The organism is Pseudomonas sp. 10-1B (assembly GCF_000935045.1).
Classification (GTDB): domain Bacteria; phylum Pseudomonadota; class Gammaproteobacteria; order Pseudomonadales; family Pseudomonadaceae; genus Aquipseudomonas.
The window spans coordinates 201,988-216,846 of record NZ_JYKS01000023.1 but is presented as its reverse complement, the minus strand read 5'-3'; the positions used below and the strand labels follow the sequence as shown (position 1 = coordinate 216,846).

Annotated in this window: 13 protein-coding genes; 8 read left to right on the top strand and 5 right to left on the bottom strand. The window is 61.6% G+C overall.

The features are described from left to right. Window positions 1–17: 17 nt before the first annotated feature. The 3 genes from TZ03_RS14375 to yaaA form a co-directional block, all read right to left on the bottom strand. Window positions 18–1,499 (bottom strand): glycosyltransferase family 2 protein, encoded by a 1,482-nt coding sequence (locus TZ03_RS14375; protein ID WP_051098615.1) that lies wholly within the window; start codon window positions 1,497–1,499, stop codon window positions 18–20. A gap of 73 nt (window positions 1,500–1,572) precedes the next feature. Then, the gene (locus tag TZ03_RS14370; protein WP_051098613.1) at window positions 1,573–2,889 is read right to left on the bottom strand and encodes a nucleotide sugar dehydrogenase; all 1,317 of its coding nucleotides are present in this window, start codon (window positions 2,887–2,889) and stop codon (window positions 1,573–1,575) included. 848 nt (window positions 2,890–3,737) lie between these two features. Then, entirely contained in the window at window positions 3,738–4,517 is a 780-nt protein-coding gene (gene yaaA / locus TZ03_RS14365; protein ID WP_051098611.1) for a peroxide stress protein YaaA, read from the bottom strand. Window positions 4,518–4,655: 138 nt separating this feature from the next. On the opposite strand from yaaA, the gene TZ03_RS14360 reads away from it, so the two are divergent. From TZ03_RS14360 to moaE, 5 genes are all read left to right on the top strand, one after another. Continuing rightward, window positions 4,656–5,783 (top strand): polysaccharide deacetylase family protein, encoded by a 1,128-nt coding sequence (locus TZ03_RS14360; RefSeq protein ID WP_051098609.1) that lies wholly within the window; start codon window positions 4,656–4,658, stop codon window positions 5,781–5,783. 281 nt (window positions 5,784–6,064) lie between these two features. Beyond that, entirely contained in the window at window positions 6,065–7,459 is a 1,395-nt protein-coding gene (locus tag TZ03_RS14355) for a PhoH family protein (protein ID WP_051098608.1), read from the top strand. Window positions 7,460–7,620: 161 nt separating this feature from the next. Continuing rightward, on the top strand, window positions 7,621–8,091 hold the full coding sequence (moaC, locus tag TZ03_RS14350) for a cyclic pyranopterin monophosphate synthase MoaC (RefSeq protein WP_051098607.1): 471 nt from the start codon (window positions 7,621–7,623) through the stop codon (window positions 8,089–8,091). Then, a complete protein-coding gene (gene moaD, locus TZ03_RS14345; RefSeq protein WP_051098606.1) occupies window positions 8,091–8,336 on the top strand; it encodes a molybdopterin converting factor subunit 1 in 246 nt (81 codons plus the stop codon). Before moaC ends, moaD begins: the two co-directional genes overlap by 1 nt. Before the next feature lie 2 nt (window positions 8,337–8,338). Further along, window positions 8,339–8,785, top strand: coding sequence for a molybdopterin synthase catalytic subunit MoaE (gene moaE / locus TZ03_RS14340; RefSeq protein ID WP_051098605.1), 447 nt, complete (start codon window positions 8,339–8,341; stop codon window positions 8,783–8,785). A gap of 128 nt (window positions 8,786–8,913) precedes the next feature. Here moaE and rhlB read toward each other — a convergent pair whose 3' ends face one another. Together rhlB and TZ03_RS14330 are read right to left on the bottom strand one after the other, a co-directional pair. After that, on the bottom strand, window positions 8,914–10,377 hold the full coding sequence (gene rhlB, locus TZ03_RS14335; RefSeq protein ID WP_051098604.1) for an ATP-dependent RNA helicase RhlB: 1,464 nt from the start codon (window positions 10,375–10,377) through the stop codon (window positions 8,914–8,916). A gap of 107 nt (window positions 10,378–10,484) precedes the next feature. Then, a complete protein-coding gene (locus TZ03_RS14330) occupies window positions 10,485–11,141 on the bottom strand; it encodes an alpha/beta hydrolase (protein ID WP_051098602.1) in 657 nt (218 codons plus the stop codon). 332 nt (window positions 11,142–11,473) lie between these two features. On the opposite strand from TZ03_RS14330, the gene TZ03_RS14325 reads away from it, so the two are divergent. The 3 genes from TZ03_RS14325 (at window position 11,474) to TZ03_RS14315 (ending at window position 14,856) form a co-directional block, all read left to right on the top strand. After that, entirely contained in the window at window positions 11,474–12,502 is a 1,029-nt protein-coding gene (locus TZ03_RS14325; protein ID WP_051098601.1) for an amino acid ABC transporter substrate-binding protein, read from the top strand. 67 nt (window positions 12,503–12,569) lie between these two features. Next, entirely contained in the window at window positions 12,570–13,748 is a 1,179-nt protein-coding gene (locus tag TZ03_RS14320; RefSeq protein ID WP_051098599.1) for an amino acid ABC transporter permease, read from the top strand. Window positions 13,749–13,758: 10 nt separating this feature from the next. Further along, complete coding sequence (locus tag TZ03_RS14315; protein ID WP_051098597.1) at window positions 13,759–14,856, top strand: amino acid ABC transporter permease; 1,098 nt, start codon at window positions 13,759–13,761, stop codon at window positions 14,854–14,856. Window positions 14,857–14,859: the final 3 nt, after the last annotated feature.

The following is a 14,859-nucleotide window of genomic DNA, read 5'->3' as shown; positions in this document are numbered from 1 at the left end:
TCCGATCCGGGTTGGGCTCACACGACCATGAACAGCACAGCGACGAAGATGCTGGCAGCCGAGAAGGTCATGGTCCGCGAGGACCAGGTGTTGAACCATTGTTGAAAGCTGGCGAGGTCACGCTTGAGGGCAGTGGGCTGACGCGTCCACGACTGTTTGTCGAGGCGGAAGAACACGTAGATCTTCATCAGCGCGCCGATGATCTGGTTGTAATAGAGAATCAGCGGGTAGGCCGGGCCGACGTTGTGGCCGGAGCACAACAGCATGATGGTGAGGATCAGGCGGGTGATGCCGATCCACAGCAGGTACACCAGCAGGAAGCCCAGGCCGAACTTGAGGCTGGCGATCACCGCCACGGTCAGGCCCAGCAGGCTGGTCCACATCGACACGCGCTGGTCGAACAGCACGATGCTGGTGAACAGCCCCAGGCGGTGCAGGCCCAGGCCCAGCGCGCGGGAGTTCTGCCGCAGGTTGTTGCCGTACCAGCGGTACATCAGCTTGCGGCTGGCCTTGAAGAAGCTCTTCTCCGGCGGGTGTTCGACCGTGTTGATGGCGGCGTCCGGCACGTAGAAGGTGTCGTAGCCCAGGCGCATCAGGCTGAACCAGCTGGACTTGTCGTCACCGGTGAGGAACTTGAAGCGGCCCAGGCGCCAGTGCATCAGCGAGTCGCTTTCGACGTCGGCGATGAACTCAGGGTTGGTCACCACGCTGGCGCGGAACATCGACATGCGCCCGGTCATGGTCAGCACGCGCTTGGACAGGGCCATCGAGCACATGTTGATGTGGCGCTGGGCGAAGCGCAGCTTGTGCCACTCGCTCATGATGTAGCCGCCACGCACTTCGCAGAACTCGTTGGTGGTCAGGCCGCCGACGTTGGGGAACAGCTTGAACCATGGCACGGTCTTGCGCACCACGCCATCGGCCAGCACGGTGTCGCCGTCGATCACCGCCACCACGGCGTTCTCGTCCGGCAGCATGCGCGAGATGGCACGGAAGCCGTAGGCCAGGCCATCGCGCTTGCCGGTACCGGCGATGCGCACGATGTCCAGCTTCACGTGGGCGGGTGGGTTGTACTTGGCCCACAGGCTTTTCACCAGCAGTTCATCGGACATTTCCACCAGCGAGCAGACCACGGTGGTGGGGAAGCCACAGTTGATCGCCTCGCGGATCACCGAGCTGTACACCTGGGCGGTGGTCAGCGCTTCGATACGGAAGCTGGTCACCATCAGGTACACGTGGGACGGGTCGGCGGCCTGGCCCATTTTCCGCACCTTGCGGCGCAGGTACGGGTACACGCCGTAGAGGAAGATCATGCCGCGGATGAAATGGGTGGCGCCCATGGAATAGCGCCAGATGCCGACTGCGCCGACCAGGAAGATGAAGTGCTTCGACTGTGAGTCGAAGATATCGGCTGGCAGGGCCAGGGCGATCAGCATGAGCAGGCTCATGTAGAGCAGCCACCCGGCGCACTGCAACAGCACTGTCTGGAGCCTTTGCATGTTCAGCATCCGTCGAGAATTCGGAAAGGGAGGGCGACGCAAGTGGGGAGGCTTGCGTCGCCCGGCCGAGCACTTACCAGCAGATGCCTTCGGTACGGCTGGTGGCGCAGGTCGGTTTGCTCATGAAGCCGACCAGGTCGATCACGTGCTTGCCGGCTGGCGCCTGCTGGGCCAGTGCGCGGAACTGCTCGTCACGGTTGCCGAGGACGATGATGTCGGCGTTGTCGATCACCTTCTGGAAGTCGCCGTTGAGCAGCGACGACACGTGCGGGATCTTCGACTCGATGTAGTCCTTGTTGGCGCCGTGGACACGGGCGTACTGGACGTTCTCGTCGTAGATGTCCAGCTGGTAGCCCTTGCCGATCAGGCGCTCGGCCAGTTCCACCAGCGGGCTTTCGCGCAGGTCGTCGGTGCCGGCCTTGAAGCTCAGGCCAAGCAGGGCGACCTTGCGTTTGTCGTGGGCTTCGATCAGGGCGAAGGCGTTCTGCACTTGCGATTCGTTGCTGCGCATCAGCGAGTCGAGCAGCGGTGCACGCACATCGAGGCTGGCGGCGCGGTAGGTGAGGGCGCGTACGTCCTTGGGCAGGCACGAGCCGCCGAAGGCGAAGCCAGGGCGCATGTAGTACTGGGACAGGTTCAGCGCCTTGTCCTGGCAGACCACGTCCATCACCTCACGGCCATCGACGCCGACGGCCTTGGCGATGTTGCCGATTTCGTTGGCGAAGGTGACCTTGGTGGCATGCCACACGTTGCAGGTGTACTTGATCATCTCGGCCACTTCGACCGGCTTGCGGATGATCGGCGCGTCCAGCTCTTCGTACAGGGCCTGCAGGACGTCGCCGCTGGCGCTGTCCAGTTCACCGATGACGGTCATCGGCGGCTGGTCGTAGTCCTTGATCGCGGTGCTTTCACGCAGGAATTCCGGGTTGACCGCGACACCGAAGTCGACACCGGCCTTTTTGCCCGAGCAGTCCTCGAGGATCGGGATGACCACGTTCTTGACCGTGCCCGGCAGTACGGTGCTGCGCACCACGATGGTGTGGCGGCTGGTCTTGTCACGCAGCACGTAGCCGATTTCGCGGCACACCGACTCGATGTACTCCAGGCCCAGGTCGCCGTTCTTCTTGCTGGGCGTACCCACGCAGATCATCGACACGTCGCTGGCACGGATGGCTTCAGCGAAGTCGGTAGTACCGCGCAGGCGGCCATTGGCGATGCCCTGTTGCAGCAGTGCTTCCAGGCCAGGTTCGACGATGGGCGACTTGCCCTGGTTGATCAGGTCGATCTTGGTGCTGGACACGTCCACACCGATCACTTCATGGCCACGCGCCGTCAGGCAGCCTGCACAGACTGCACCTACATAACCCAAACCAAAGATGCTGATACGCATCGCTATCACCTCATGTGTTTATCACGCCAGCGCCTCCGGGAAGCGCCGGGCTGGGTTGATTAACAACAGTTTTTGGGCGCACGGCTCCATGGCGAATGCACACTTCGCCGAGCGCAGGCAAAATAAATCTGGAGCGCAAAAGTTATGCACTCAAAGTTGGCAGTAAAAAGCCATCAACTAAAAAACGTGCCCTGAAATGCAGCCGTCTTTATTGCAAAGCGCTACGTGGCGCGTTGCTGTGCTTGTTTTTTCAAGTGGAAAAATCCTTTGAAATCAACCACTAGGACGATTTGTAAGGGGCGCGTCTCTCCTCCGTGGACAGGGATTTCGGATAAAACCGTAATGCCTGTCGAAGTTATCGAGGCGGGTAGTGGATACCTGCCATTGTCATCTGTAAGTCATCTCTCACAACCCGCAGGCAGGAAAATCGTTACGGCACTATGAGCGATTGGTCGTAGCAGAAGTTCCTGGCTGAGTTTCGCCCGAATGAAAGATTTCTAAATATTTATTCAGTTGTGAACAGTTTCACTTTGATAGCACACGAGTGTTTTACCCCCGTGTATCAAGGGTGAGACTGTTACGAGATATTTTTATGCCAGCATCGAAAAAATTTTCCCAAAATTCGTCAAAAAACCTATGAGCGGTCTTATGGCGTTTTGCGATAAGGATAGGTTCGTCTGATTTTTGGCGTCAGTTTTGTGGCGCGATGGCGAGATGAAGCGTGCCCTGTTGCGGGGCAGGGAAGGGATGTTTCATGGCTACGGGCCTCTTCGCGGGTAAACCCGCTCCTACAGGTGTAACGCATTACCTGTAGGAGCGGGTTTACCCGCGAAGAGGGCCGTGCAGGCTTACTCAGCAGGATGATCGCGCAGGAACACCAAGTGATCCGGCTTGGACTGCTCGGCACTGTAGTAGTACCCCTGCACATCGAACTGCTTGAGCTGCTCCGGGTCGCTGATGCGTTGCTGGATGACGAAGCGGCTCATCATGCCGCGGGCTTTCTTGGCGTAGAAGCTGATGATCTTGTATTGGCCGTTCTTCAGGTCCTTGAAGTCGACATTGATCACCCGGGCCTTCAAGGCACTGCGTTTGACCGCACTGAAGTACTCGTTGCTGGCCAGGTTCAGCAGCACGTCATCACCCTGCTCAGCCAGCGCCTGGTTCAGCCATTCGCTGATGCGCGTGCCCCAGAAGGCGTACAGGTCCTTGCCGCGGGCGTTGGCCAGCTTGGTGCCCATCTCCAGGCGGTAGGGCTGCATCAGGTCGAGCGGGCGTAGCAGGCCGTACAGGCCCGAGAGCATGCGCAGGTGGTCTTGCGCATAGCTGAAGTCATCCTCGCCCAGGCTCTCGGCGTCGAGGCCGGTGTACACGTCACCCTTGAACGCCAGCAGTGCCTGCTTGGCATTGGCCGGGGTGAAGTCCGGGGTCCAGCTGCCGAAGCGCGCGGCATTCAGCCCGGCAAGCTTGTCGGACAGGTGCATCAGTTCGCTGATCTGCGCCGGCGACAGTTCGCGCAGCTGCTGGATCAGTTCCTGGGAGTCGTCCAGGTACTGGGGCAGGGTGAAACGCTCGGTCACCGGCGGGGTGTCGTAGTCGAGGGTCTTGGCGGGGGAAATCACCGTCAGCATCGGGTCGGCTCCTGGCATCGTTGGCCGGGGATTCTACGGGTTGGGCGGTGCAAGTCCAAACTATGGCGACGATAGTCACAGACCATGGGGCGGCGCAGGCGCTATAGTGCGCGTTTCGCCGTTGCGGAGCCTTCTACCGTGCGCATTGCCTCTGCCTTGCTGGCCGCTCTGCTGAGCCTGGCCGTGCAAGCCGCCCCTTCACCCCAGGTAAGCCTGGACCGCAGCCTGTGGCCCGAGCAACTGGACAGCCCGGCGCTGTTCGATGTGGCCTCGCGGGCTGAAATCCTCTCGTTCGCCCAGGTGCTGCACGAAAGCGAGCAACTGGACGATGCGGCGCTGGCGGCGCGGCTGGGGCTGCGGCAGATCAACCTGCAGAAGGTGCGCCAGGTTCGGGCGCGCATGTGGCAGCGCTTGTGGCAGGGCTATCAACAGGCGCAGCGCAGTTGCGAGCAGGATGCCTCGTTCTGCTACCCGGTGACGTCTATGGCTGATTTGCGCACCCAAGCGGCGACGTTCGCCGCCGATGTCGGCACGTTCTATACCGGCTGGATCGAACCAAGCCATCAGTTCCATGTACGCTACCTGGACGAGCAACTGCGCAAGGCGGCGTTGCTGCCACAGACCAGCAGTGAGGTGCAGCGGCTGTCTGCGCGCGAGCGCAATGGTGAAGAACTGAACGACCGCATGTTCCTGCTGACCTTCGTCGGCGGGCCCGGGCCTGCTGGCGGCAATACCGATCTGCTGACCGCTTACCTGCGTCGACAGAAGCTGGACGGTACCTTCTTCGTGCTTGGCAACCGCCTGCAGCAACGCCGCGACAGCGGGACGGCGCATGCCTTGCGCCAGCTTTATGGTGGGCAGTGCGTGGGTATCCAGGGTTGGGAATACCGTTCCCATGCCCAATGGACCGGCTGGCAGGACTCGCTGCGGCGCAGCCAGGCGCGGGTGCAGGCAGATCTTTCGGACCAATATGTGCCGCTGTTCCGCCCGCCTTATGGCCAGCGCCGGGCCGATGGCGAAGCCTTCATGGCCAGCCAGCAGTTGCGGGTGTCGTTATGGGATATCGATGCCCAGGATGATGGCGCACTGAGCGCGCAGGCCTCGGCGCAGCGGGTGCTGACCCTGATGTTGCTATGGCGCAAGGGGGTGATCCAGTTCCATGACAGCTTGCCCAAGGCCCAGCCGGCGGTGGAGTGGCTACTGCGTAATACCGCACAGAGCGGGATTGGCTGGGAGGATTGCCGGGAATATGGATATCGCGAATAGAGGGTGTGACTTTTGACTGTAGTCCCGTCTGGCTTCGCCGCCAAGGCCTCTTCGTCAATCGGAAAAATAAACTTCAAAAACGCGTAAAAATGCTTTTTTCGGTCATGGTTTTTGCGGTATGAAGAAACCAGACAGCCGATTCCTGCAGCACAGGTGGCGTCATCCAGGCCCACCTTGGCAGGTTCGCTTCCCGCCCGTAACAACGCGGATACGGGAGGACCGGCAGTCACTTTGCGGCGTAACAGACCACGCCGTGTGGCTTCGACATAAGGTGACCGAGTATGGATGACCAAGGACGCAACCCTTCCTCCAGCAAGCCAATCCTGTATGTGCTCGATACCAACGTCCTGATTCACGACCCCAACGCATTGCTCAACTTCGAGGAGCACCACGTCGCCATCCCGATGACGGTGCTGGAGGAACTCGACAAGCTCAAGACCGGTAAACAGACCATTGCCGCAGAATGCCGCCAGGCCATCCGCCTGATCGACCAGACCCTCGGGGACGCTTCGCCCAGCGATGTCGAGCAGGGCGTGCCGATCCAGCGTAACAAGAGCGGGCCCAAGGGCTTCCTGTCGATCCTGATGAGCCCGCGCAACGAACCGAGCAAGTTGCTGCCGGAAAACCTCAACGACAACATCATCATCAACACCCTGCTCGAAGTACGCAGCCGGCGCACCGATCTGGACGTGGTGCTGGTCACCAAAGACATCAACATGCGCCTGAAGGCGCGCGCTTGCGGCATCGCGGCCGAAGACTACAGTACCGACCAACTGGTCGACGACGTTTCCTTGCTGTCCAAGGGCTACCATTCGGTCACCGGCTCGTTCTGGGACCGGGTGAGCAAGGTCGATACCCGCCAGGAGCGTGGCCGTACCTGGCACCGTGTGCAAATGATCGACAACCTGCCGGCAGTGCATATCAACGAGTTCATCATCGATGAGCAGGGCTTCGTCGGCTGGATCAAGGGCATCCGCAACGATGAGCTGCTGTTGCTCGACCTGCACCAGGAGCCGCTGCTGCACCAGGAAGCCTGGGGCCTGAAGCCACGCGACATTCATCAGAGCCTGGCGCTGTTCGCCCTGCTCGACCCGGATATCCACCTGGTCAACCTGACCGGTGCCGCCGGTTCCGGCAAGACCATCCTGGCCCTGGCCGCGGCCATCGAACAGACCATGGTCAGCAAGCGCTACCGGCGCATCATCGCCACCCGCAGCGTGCAGGGGCTGGACCAGGAGATCGGCTTCCTGCCAGGTACCGAGGCCGAGAAGATGGAGCCCTGGCTGGGTGCTATCACCGACAACCTCGAAGCCTTGCACATGGATGATGAAAGCACCCATGGCAGCGTCGAGTACATCCTTGAACGCGTGCCGTTGCAGTTCAAGTCGCTGAACTATATCCGTGGCCGTAGCTTCCAGCAGAGCCTGATCCTGATCGACGAGTGCCAGAACCTGACGCCGCACCAGATGAAAACCATCATCACCCGTGCCGGCTCCGGGTCCAAGGTGGTCTGCCTGGGCAACCTGGCGCAGATCGACACCCCCTACCTGTCCGCGACCAGCTCGGGCCTGACCTACCTGACCGAGCGCTTCAAGGACTTCCCCCATGGCGTGCACATCACCCTGCAGGGCGTGCCCCGTTCGGTGCTGGCCGAGTACGCCGAGTCGCATCTGTAACCTTCCCCGGCCTCTTCGCGGGCCTGCCCGCTCCTACAGGATCTGCATTCTACCTGTAGGAGCGGGCTTGCCCGCGAAGAGGCCGGGCCTGCCGATACATTCCTCTGCTCAAACCTGACTCACAGGTTTACACTGCAGGTTCCCTTCACAGGAGCAGAGCAGTGCTGACACATCTTGATTCCCAGGGGCGCGCCAACATGGTCGACGTCACTGAAAAGGCCGTGACCGAGCGCGAGGCCATTGCCGAGGCACGGGTGCGCATGTTGCCGCAGACCTTGCAGATGATCGTCGACGGTGAACACCCCAAGGGCGATGTGTTCGCCGTGGCTCGCATTGCCGGGATCCAGGCGGCGAAAAAGACCAGCGACCTGATCCCGCTGTGCCATCCGCTGATGCTGACCAGCGTCAAGGTCGAGCTCAGCGCCGAGGGTCAGGACGCTGTGCGTATCGTCGCCCGCTGCAAGCTGGCCGGGCAGACCGGTGTCGAGATGGAGGCGCTGACCGCTGCCAGCGTTGCCGCGCTGACCATCTACGACATGTGCAAGGCCGTGGATAAGGGCATGGTCATCGAGCAGGTGCGCCTGCTGGAAAAACTCGGCGGCAAGAGCGGCCACTACAAGGTGCAGGCGTGATGAAGGTCAAGGTGATGTACTTCGCTCGTTACCGCGAACTGCTGGGTGTGGATGCCGAGCGTTTGGCGGGTGAGTTCAAGGTTGTCGAAGATGTGCGCCAGGCGTTGATAGGCAAGGGCGGGCAGTATGAGGTACTGGCCGAACAGAACCTGATGTGCGCGCGCAACGAAGAGCTGTGCAAGCTCGATGAGCCGCTGGAAGAGGGCGATGAAGTGGCGTTCTTCCCGCCGGTGACCGGAGGCTGAACATGACAGTGCGAGTGCAGGAAGGCACGTTCGACCCGGGGGCCGAAACCAATGCCATGCATGCGGCCAACGTCGGTGTGGGCGCGGTGGTCGGTTTTGTCGGCTATGTGCGGGATTTCAATGATGGTCGCGATGTAGCGGGGATGTTCCTTGAGCACTACCCGGGCATGACCGAAAAGGCCCTGGCCAAGATCGTGGTCGAGGCCGAGCAGCGCTGGCCGTTGCTCAAGGTGGAAGTGTTGCACCGTATCGGCGCGCTGGAGCCGGGCGAGCCGATCGTGTTCGTCGGTGTGGCCAGTGCCCATCGGCAGGCGGCGTTCGATGCCTGCAATTTCATCATGGACTACCTGAAGACCCGGGCGCCGTTCTGGAAGAAGGAGAATACCCAGGAAGGGCCGAGGTGGGTGGAAGGCAGGCAGAGTGACCAGGATGCCGCTGAGCGCTGGTAGGTATTTGCTTGATGGCCGGGGCTTCGCCCCGGTTCGCGGGCTTGCCCGCTCCCACAGGTACCGCACAGCTTCTGGAACCTGTGCAGTACCTGTGGGAGCGGGCAAGCCCGCGAAAAATCCAACACTAATCAGTGATGCTTGCGCGGCACCGGCTTCAGTAGCTCATCCGGCGGCATCTCGCACTTGATCTTGCGCCCCAGCAGTTCTTCGATCGCTGGCAACTGATACGAATCATCCTCCCCGGCAAAGCTGATCGACACGCCACTGGTCCCCGCACGGCCGGTCCGGCCAATGCGGTGCACATAGTCGTCCGGGTCTTCCGGCAGGGTGAAGTTGATCACGTGGCTGATGCCATCGATATGGATGCCGCGCCCGGCCACGTCGGTGGCCACCAGCACGGTGATGCGCCCTTCGCGGAAGCTTTCCAGGGTACGGATACGCTTGTGCTGCGGCACGTCACCCGACAGCTGGGCGGCATTGATGCCGTCGCGCACCAGTTTTTCCTCGATGCGCCGCACTTCGTCCTTGCGGTTGGCGAACACCATCACCCGTTCCCACTTGTTCTGGGTCACCAGGTTGTACAGCAGCTTGTACTTGTCGCTGCCGGCTACCGCATACACGTGCTGCTCGACCGTTTCGCTGGCCACGTTCTCCGGCTCGATCTCGACGATGGCCGGGTTGGTGGTCCACTGCTTGGCCAGGTTCATCACGTCGTCGGTGAAGGTGGCGGAGAACAGCAGGGTCTGGCGCTCGCTTTTCGGCGGCGTCTGGCGAATGATCTGGCGGACCTGGGGGATGAAGCCCATGTCGAGCATGCGGTCGGCCTCGTCCAGCACCATCACCTCGACCATGTCCAGGTGCACCTCGCCGCGCTGGTTGAAGTCCAGCAGGCGGCCCGGGGTGGCCACCAGGATGTCGCAGTGACGCGCTTCCAGGGCCTTGAGCTGCTTGTCGAAGTCCATGCCGCCGACGAAGCTCATCACGTTCAGGCCGGTGTACTTGGTCAGGGCAACGGCATCCTTGGCGATCTGCACCACCAGCTCGCGGGTGGGGGCGATGATCAGCGCGCGTGGCTCGCCCATGTAGCGTTCCTTGGGCGGTGGCGTCTGCTGCAACTGGGAAATGATCGAGATCAGGAAGGCCGCGGTCTTGCCGGTGCCGGTCTGGGCCCGGCCGATGGCGTCCTGGCCACGCAGGGTGTAGCCCAGCACCTGGGCCTGGATCGGCGTGCAGTACGGGAAGCCCAGGTCGTGGATGGCGTGCATCAGCTCGTTGGACAGCTTGAAGTCGTGGAAGCGGGTCTTGCCTTCCTGCGGCTCGACCACGAAGTCTTCCGGCTTCCACAGGCTGGCCTGTGGCTTGGGTTTGCGCTCGCGACGCGGTTTGTCCCTGGCCGGTTTGTCGGCCGGTGGCGTAACGGCGGCAGGCTGTTCAGCCTTGGGCGCGGGCTTGGCGCGTGGGGCGGCCGGTTTTGCTGCGGGCGGTGCCTCGCTGGCGGGCGTTGGCGCAGGCGGCGTCACGCTGGCAGCAGGAGCGACGGCCTGTGGCGCGGCGTCTCCCTTGCCGAATATTTTCTTGAGTGCCTTGAGCACGATCGTCTCATCAACTGGTTAAGGAATGTACGCCGGGCAGTGTAATGCAAGATTCGGGCGCGGCGTAGTGGAATAGCCTCACAACTACAGGTACAAGCGGCTACGGCTCATTGCAGTTGCCTGGCCAGCCAGTCGTGGATGTCGTTCAACTCTTCGACCACCACTTCGTGTTCCATCGGGTATTCGTGCCAGCGGGCGGCAACGCCCCAGGTGTTCAGGTACTCGAAGGCGGTGCGGCCCATGGCCGGGATCACCACCGGATCGTGCACGCCGTGCAGGCACAGGGCCGGGGTGCGTTGCTGGCAGGCGCTCAGCTGATGGCTGTCGGTGAAGGTCGGGGCGTAGGTGGACAGGGCGATCACCCCGCCCAGCGCCTCTTGCCACTTTATATAGGCAGTGTGCAGCACCACCGCGCCACCCTGGGAGAAACCGGCGAGGAAGATCCGCGACAAGCTGATGCCTTTGGCCTGTTCGGCCTTGATCAGGGCAATGACCTGTTCGGCCGATTCTTCCAGCTGCGCTTCGTCGATGGCGCGGGCCGGGGTCATGGCCTTGATGTCATACCAGCTGGGCATGACATAGCCGCCGTTGATGGTCACCGGGCGGGTCGGCGCCTGGGGCATGACGAAACGGGTGCTGAGCAGGCGTTCCTGCATGAATTCGGCCACTGGTAGGAAGTCGTAACGGTCGGCCCCCAGGCCGTGCAACCAGATCACACAGGCGTCAGCGGTTTTCTGGGGTTCGAGAATCAGCGGATTGGTCATGACTGCTCCGAAAGTGTGCGGGTCTTGTTATGGCGTGCGTGAAAAGAAGGCGCAGGAAATGATTGTCGGAAAAAGAATGTCGCAACGATACAACTTTCCCTACTTGACGAGCACTTAAACGCTCCAGCCAGTAAATTTGGTACGCGCTTTGCAGTTCAACCTCCGATGCAAAGGGCAGGCCGTGACGGTAACACCCTTTGTAAGCGAAGGCTGTCACAGAACAGCCCATTGCGCCAATTGACCCAATAACAAGCCAATACGGGTCGGATACGCCTCAAAAGGGTGCGGTGCAATTCCGGCTCGATACAACAAGAGCGATTTGGAGGTTGTGAATGAAGATGTTGAAAACCACCCTGGCAGTCCTGACCGCTGCCGCCGCGCTGGGCGCCGTGAGCAACGCCCAGGCCGGCGCTACCCTCGATGCGGTAAAGAAGAAGGGCTTCGTCCAGTGTGGCGTGAGCGACGGTCTTCCAGGCTTCTCGGTACCTGATGCGCAGGGCAAGATCGTCGGTATCGATGCCGATGTCTGCCGCGCTGTGGCCGCCGCCGTGTTCGGCGACGCGACCAAGGTCAAGTTCAGCCAGCTCAACGCCAAGGAACGCTTCACCGCCCTGCAATCGGGTGAAGTCGACGTGCTGTCGCGCAACACTACCTGGACCAGCTCGCGCGATGCCGGCATGGGCCTGGTGTTCGCCGGTGTCACCTACTACGACGGTGTCGGTTTCCTGGTCAACAAGAAGCTGGGTGTTTCCAGTGCCAAGGAACTCGATGGCGCCACCATCTGCATCCAGGCCGGCACCACCACCGAGCTGAACGTGTCGGACTTCTTCCGCGCCAATGGCCTGAAGTACACCCCGATTACCTTCGACACCTCCGATGAGAGCGCCAAGTCGCTGGAGTCGGGCCGTTGCGACGTACTGACTTCGGACAAGTCGCAGCTGTTCGCCCAGCGTTCCAAGCTGGCCGCGCCGACCGAGTACGTGGTCCTGCCGGAAACCATCTCCAAGGAGCCGCTGGGCCCGGTGGTGCGTAAAGGCGACGAAGAATGGTTCAGCATCGTCAAGTGGACCCTGTTCGCCATGCTCAACGCCGAAGAGGCGGGCATCACCTCGAAGAACGTCGAGGCCGAGGCCAAGGCCACCAAGAACCCGGACGTTGCCCGTCTGCTGGGCGCCGATGGCGAGTATGGCAAGGACCTCAAGCTGCCCAAGGACTGGGTAGTGCAGATCGTCAAGCAAGTCGGCAACTACGGCGAAGTGTTCGAGAAGAATCTGGGCCAGAGCACCGACCTGAAGATCGACCGTGGCATGAACGCCCTGTGGAACAACGGCGGCATCCAGTACGCGCCACCTGTGCGCTGATGGCTGCACCCTGCGGCGGCATCCCGCCGCCGCAGGCTGTTCGGAACCCTACTTTCCGGGGCATTTCATGCAAAATCGAATCGGCGCACAAAAGGGGTTATCCCTGAGCGATCCACGTGTGCGCGCGTGGCTGTTCCAGATTCTCACGATAGCCTTCGTGGTCGGTCTGGGCTGGTACCTGTTCCACAACACGCAAACCAACCTGCAACACCGGGGTATCACCTCGGGCTTCGACTTCCTCGACCGCAGTGCCGGCTTCGGCATCGCCCAGCACCTGATCCCCTACGTGGAATCCGACAGCTATGCGCGGGTGTTCGTCATCGGCCTGCTCAATACCCTGCTGGTGACCTTCATTGGCGTCATTCTGGCGACCATCCTCGGCTTCATCATCGGGGTGGCGCGGTTATCGCCGAACTGGATGATCAACAAGCTGGCGACCGTGTATGTGGAAACTTTCCGCAATATCCCGCCATTGCTGCAGATCCTGTTCTGGTACTTTGCCGTGTTCCTGACCCTGCCGGGACCGCGGGGCAGCATCAACATCGACGACATGTTCTTCATCAGCAACCGCGGCCTGAACATGCCCGGCGCGTCCATGGCCGACGGTTTCTGGCCGTTCGTGATTGCCCTGGCCTTGGCACTGCTGGCCATCGTGGCGATGGTGCGGTATGCCAACAAGCGCTTCGACGAGACCGGCGTGCCGTTCCACAAGTTCTGGGCAGGGCTGGCGCTATTCATCGCCATCCCCGGTCTGAGCGTGCTGTTGTTCGGCAACCCGGTGACTTGGGAGGTGCCGCAGCTCAAGGGCTTCAACTTCGTCGGTGGCTGGGTACTGATCCCCGAGTTGCTGGCGCTGACTCTGGCGCTGACTATCTATACGGCCGCCTTTATCGCCGAGATCGTGCGTTCCGGTATCCGTTCGGTCAGCCATGGCCAGACCGAGGCCGCGCGCTCGCTGGGCCTGCGTGAGGGCCCGACCCTGCGCAAGGTGATCATCCCCCAGGCACTGCGGGTGATCATTCCACCGCTGACCAGCCAGTACCTGAACCTGGCGAAGAACTCGTCGCTGGCGGCCGGTATCGGCTACCCGGAGATGGTCTCGCTGTTCGCCGGTACGGTGCTCAACCAGACCGGCCAGGCCATCGAGGTGATCGCGATCACCATGAGTGTCTATCTCGCCATCAGCATCAGCATTTCGCTGCTGATGAACTGGTACAACAAGCGCATTGCGCTGATCGAGCGGTGAGGATACGCCCGTGAATGCCCATGTTTTCAAACCCGACATGCCGCCACCGGTGAAAACCGTCGGCGTGCTCGCATGGATGCGTGCCAATCTGTTCTCCAACTGGCTCAACACGCTGCTGACCCTGTTCGCCATCTACCTGGTATGGCTGATCGTGCCACCGCTGCTGCAGTGGGCGTTGCTCGATGCCAACTGGGTCGGCACCACCCGCGCCGACTGCACCAAGGAGGGCGCCTGCTGGGTGTTCGTGCAGCAGCGCTTCGGCCAGTTCATGTACGGCTATTACCCGGCCGAGCTGCGCTGGCGCGTCGACCTGACCGTGTGGCTTGCCGTGCTCGGCGCCGCGCCATTGTTCATCAAGCGTTTCCCGCGCAAGGCCTTCTACGGTCTGGGCTTCCTGGTGCTGTACCCGGTACTGGCCTACACCCTGCTGCACGGTGGCTACCTGGGCCTGGAAAGCGTACCGACCAGCCAATGGGGCGGGCTGATGCTGACCCTGGTGATCGCCACTGTGGGTATTGTCGGCGCCTTGCCGCTGGGCATCCTGCTGGCCCTGGGGCGGCGTTCGCGGATGCCGGCGGTGAAGGTGGTGTGCGTCACCTTCATCGAGTTCTGGCGCGGCGTGCCGCTGATCACCGTGCTGTTCATGTCGTCGGTGATGCTGCCGTTGTTCCTGCCCGAAGGCATGAGCTTCGACAAGCTGCTGCGGGCGATGATCGGCGTGATCCTGTTCCAGTCGGCGTACATCGCCGAAGTAGTGCGTGGCGGCTTGCAGGCCATCCCCAAGGGCCAGTATGAAGCCGCTGCGGCCATGGGCCTGGGCTACTGGCGCTCGATGGGCCTGGTGATCCTGCCGCAGGCGCTCAAGCTGGTGATCCCCGGCATCGTCAACACCTTCATTGCCCTGTTCAAGGATACCAGCCTGGTGATCATCATCGGCCTGTTCGACCTGCTGAACAGCGTCAAGCAAGCCGCCGCCGACCCGGCCTGGCTGGGCATGGCCACCGAGGGCTACGTGTTCGCCGCCCTGGTGTTCTGGATTTTCTGTTTCGGTATGTCCCGCTACTCCATGCACCTGGAGCGCAAGCTGGACACTGGCCACAAGCGTTAGGAG

Bases quoted from the DNA above. Each gene is read 5' to 3' on its own strand.
- TZ03_RS14375 (WP_051098615.1), bottom strand. From the start codon at position 1,499: ATGCAAAGGCTCCAGACAGTGCTGTTGCAGTGCGCCGGGTGGCTGCTC.
- TZ03_RS14370 (WP_051098613.1), bottom strand. From the start codon at position 2,889: ATGCGTATCAGCATCTTTGGTTTGGGTTATGTAGGTGCAGTCTGTGCA.
- yaaA (WP_051098611.1), bottom strand. From the start codon at position 4,517: ATGCTGACGGTGATTTCCCCCGCCAAGACCCTCGACTACGACACCCCG.
- TZ03_RS14355 (WP_051098608.1), top strand. From the start codon at position 6,065: ATGGATGACCAAGGACGCAACCCTTCCTCCAGCAAGCCAATCCTGTAT.
- moaD (WP_051098606.1), top strand. From the start codon at position 8,091: ATGAAGGTCAAGGTGATGTACTTCGCTCGTTACCGCGAACTGCTGGGT.
- moaE (WP_051098605.1), top strand. From the start codon at position 8,339: ATGACAGTGCGAGTGCAGGAAGGCACGTTCGACCCGGGGGCCGAAACC.
- TZ03_RS14330 (WP_051098602.1), bottom strand. From the start codon at position 11,141: ATGACCAATCCGCTGATTCTCGAACCCCAGAAAACCGCTGACGCCTGT.
- TZ03_RS14325 (WP_051098601.1), top strand. From the start codon at position 11,474: ATGAAGATGTTGAAAACCACCCTGGCAGTCCTGACCGCTGCCGCCGCG.
- TZ03_RS14320 (WP_051098599.1), top strand. From the start codon at position 12,570: ATGCAAAATCGAATCGGCGCACAAAAGGGGTTATCCCTGAGCGATCCA.